We start from the raw sequence: 3,900 nt of genomic DNA, 5'->3' as shown, positions 1-3,900 counted from the left end.
GTAACAAGGTAGCCGTACCGGAAGGTGCGGCTGGATCACCTCCTTTCTAAGGAGCTTCTAGACCGCGATAGCGGTCCAGAGCCACTACGCCGGCGAGTGTTCGGCGGTGGTTTGCTCATGGGTGGAACATTGACTGCAACATTTGGTTCGCTGTTGGGTGTCTGAAGGTACGGCTGTGAAAGGTCGAATCTTCGGTTGTTGTTTGAGAATTGCACAGTGGACGCGAGCATCTGTGGCCAAGTTTTTAAGGGCGCACGGTGGATGCCTTGGCACCAGGAACCGATGAAGGACGTGGGAGGCCACGATAGTCCCCGGGGAGTTGTCAACCTAGCTGTGATCCGGGGGTTTCCGAATGGGGAAACCCGGCAGTCGTTATGGGCTGTCACCCACTGCTGAATGTATAGGCGGTGTGGAGGGAACGCGGGGAAGTGAAACATCTCAGTACCCGCAGGAAGAGAAAACAACCGTGATTCCGGGAGTAGTGGTGAGCGAAACCGGAGGAGGCTAAACCGTATGTGTGTGATACCCGGCAGGGGTTGCGCATGCGGGGTTGTGGGAGCTTTTTTGATCGTTCTGCCGGACGGTCGGTGAGTAAGAAACTGTGTGGATAGGCGAAGGGCATGCGAAAGGCCCGGCGTAGAGGGTAAGACCCCCGTAGCTGAAATCTGCATGGCTCACTTAAAGGTTTCCCAAGTAGCATGGGGCCCGAGAAATCCTGTGTGAATCTGGCGGGACCACCCGTTAAGCCTAAATATTCCCTGGTGACCGATAGTGGATAGTACCGTGAGGGAATGGTGAAAAGTACCGCGGGAGCGGAGTGAAATAGTTCCTGAAACCGTGTGCCTACAAGCCGTGGGAGCGTCGTGCACAGAGCTTGCTCTGTGTGCCGTGACTGCGTGCCTTTTGAAGAATGAGCCTGCGAGTTTGCGGTGTGTTGCGAGGTTAACCCGTGTGGGGTAGCCGTAGCGAAAGCGAGTCCGAACAGGGCGATTGAGTAGCATGCCCTAGACCCGAAGCGGAGTGATCTAGCCATGGGCAGGGTGAAGCGAGGGTAAGACCTCGTGGAGGCCCGAACCCACCAGAGTTGAAAATCTGGGGGATGACCTGTGGTTAGGGGTGAAAGGCCAATCAAACTCCGTGATAGCTGGTTCTCCCCGAAATGCATTTAGGTGCAGCGTCGTGTGTTTCTTGCCGGAGGTAGAGCACTGGATAGGCGATGGGCCCTACCGGGTTACTGACCTTAGCCAAACTCCGAATGCCGGTAAGTGAGAGCGCGGCAGTGAGACTGTGGGGGATAAGCTCCATGGTCGAGAGGGAAACAGCCCAGAGCATCGACTAAGGCCCCTAAGCGTGTGCTAAGTGGGAAAGGATGTGGAGTCGCAGAGACAACCAGGAGGTTGGCTTAGAAGCAGCCACCCTTGAAAGAGTGCGTAATAGCTCACTGGTCGAGTGATTCTGCGCCGACAATGTAGCGGGGCTCAAGTACACCGCCGAAGTCGTGTCACTGCAGCTATAGCCCTAACGGGTGTTGTGGTGGGTAGGGGAGCGTCGTGTGCCGGGTGAAGCAGCCGTGGAAACGAGTTGTGGATGGTATGCGAGTGAGAATGCAGGCATGAGTAGCGATACAAGAGTGGGAAACTCTTGCGCCGATTGACTAAGGGTTCCTGGGTCAAGTTGATCTGCCCAGGGTAAGTCGGGGCCTAAGGCGAGGCCGACAGGCGTAGTCGATGGATAACCGGTTGATATTCCGGTACCCGTTGTGGAGCGCCAACGCTGAATCAGGCGATGCTAAGCCCGCGAAGCCGCCATCTGTCCCTTCGGGGGTGGGTGGAGTGGTGGAGTCGGTGGTCCAGACCTGTAGTAGGTGAGTGATGGGGTGACGCAGGAAGGTAGTCCAGCCCGGGCGGTGGTTGTCCCGGGGTAAGGGTGTGGCCCGTGGAGCAGGTAAATCCGTTCCACACGAGGGTGAGACCTGATGCCGAGCCGATTGTGGTGAAGTGGATGATCCTATGCTGTCGAGAAAAGCCTCTAGCGAGTTTCACAATGGCCCGTACCCTAAACCGACTCAGGTGGTCAGGTAGAGTATACCGAGGCGTTCGGGTGAACTATGGTTAAGGAACTCGGCAAAATGCCCCCGTAACTTCGGGAGAAGGGGGGCCATTTCTGGTGATGGAATTTACTTCCTGAGCTGGGGGTGGCCGCAGAGACCAGCGAGAAGCGACTGTTTACTAAAAACACAGGTCCGTGCGAAGCTGTAAGGCGATGTATACGGACTGACGCCTGCCCGGTGCTGGAACGTTAAGGGGACCGGTTAGTCACATTTCGGTGTGGCGAAGCTGAGAACTTAAGCGCCAGTAAACGGCGGTGGTAACTATAACCATCCTAAGGTAGCGAAATTCCTTGTCGGGTAAGTTCCGACCTGCACGAATGGCGTAACGACTTCTTGACTGTCTCAACCATAGGCCCGGTGAAATTGCACTACGAGTAAAGATGCTCGTTTCGCGCAGCAGGACGGAAAGACCCCGGGACCTTTACTATAGCTTGATATTGGTGTTCGGTTCGGTTTGTGTAGGATAGGTGGGAGACTGTGAAGCCTGGACGCTAGTTCAGGTGGAGTCGTTGTTGAAATACCACTCTGATCGTGCTGGATGTCTAACCTGGGTCCGTGATCCGGATCGGGGACAGTGTCTGGTGGGTAGTTTAACTGGGGCGGTTGCCTCCTAAAGAGTAACGGAGGCGCCCAAAGGTTCCCTCAGCCTGGTTGGTCATCAGGTGGTGAGTGTAAGTGCACAAGGGAGCTTGACTGTGAGACTGGCAGGTCGAGCAGGTGCGAAAGCAGGGACTAGTGATCCGGCGGTGGTTTGTGGAAGCGCCGTCGCTCAACGGATAAAAGGTACCCCGGGGATAACAGGCTGATCTTCCCCAAGAGTCCGTATCGACGGGATGGTTTGGCACCTCGATGTCGGCTCGTCGCATCCTGGGGCTGGAGTTGGTCCCAAGGGTTGGGCTGTTCGCCCATTAAAGCGGTACGCGAGCTGGGTTTAGAACGTCGTGAGACAGTTCGGTCCCTATCCGCTGTGCGCGTAGGAGTCTTGAGAAGGGCTGTCCCTAGTACGAGAGGACCGGGACGGACGAACCTCTGGTGTGCCAGTTGTTCTGCCAAGGGCATGGCTGGTTGGCTACGTTCGGGAGGGATAACCGCTGAAAGCATCTAAGCGGGAAGCCTGCTTCGAGATGAGGACTCCCACCCACTTGATGGGGTAAGGCTCCCTGTAGACGACAGGGTTGATAGGCCAGATATGGAAGCCTCGTGAGAGGTGGAGTTGACTGGTACTAATAGGCCGAGGGCTTGTCCTCAGATGCTCGCGTCCACTGTGAATTTGTCTTAGACAACTATGATTTCTTCAAACTGAAAAGTGTGCTTGTTCACGCTGAGACGTTTGTAAGCGTTTCGGTGGTCATGGCGAAAGGGAAACGCCCGGTTACATTCCGAACCCGGAAGCTAAGCCTTTCAGCGCCGATGGTACTGCATGGGGGACCGTGTGGGAGAGTAGGACGCCGCCGAACAATCTTTGAGAAGACCGGTTGGTCTTTCAGCACACTTGCTGAAAGACCAACCGGTCTTTTTTATTGCTCGTAGGAACAGGAGCCGTACCCCATGTCGTATTCACCCGAGGACCGATCTGAGAGGCGAGGACCCCGGCGTGATGACCGGCCTCGCCGTGATGGTGACCGGCCGGCGTTCCGGCGGGATGACCGCAGGGACGACCGTGACCGTCCCCGCCGCGATGACGCTCCGCGTCGTGAGGGAGAGCGCCCGCCTTTCCGGCGCGATGACCGTCCGCCGCATCAGCGTGATGACCGCCCGCGTCGTGACGGTGACCGGCCGCCTTTCCGGCG

Annotated in this window: 1 protein-coding gene and 2 rRNA genes; all 3 read left to right on the top strand. The window is 56.8% G+C overall.

Going from position 1 to position 3,900, the window contains the following annotated elements; all coding sequences use genetic code 11:
* The first annotated feature begins 234 nt into the window (after nt 1-234).
* Nucleotides 235-3,357 (top strand): 23S ribosomal RNA (locus ACWF62_RS20350).
* A gap of 93 nt (nt 3,358-3,450) precedes the next feature.
* Nucleotides 3,451-3,567: ribosomal RNA gene (gene rrf, locus ACWF62_RS20345) — 5S ribosomal RNA — on the top strand.
* 137 nt (nt 3,568-3,704) lie between these two features.
* On the top strand, nt 3,705-3,900 hold a 196-nt coding region (locus ACWF62_RS20340), incomplete at its 3' end, for a hypothetical protein (RefSeq protein ID WP_452631202.1).

This window comes from Rhodococcus sp. NPDC054953, assembly GCF_053609225.1.
This window is presented reverse-complemented; position numbering and strand designations above follow the sequence as displayed.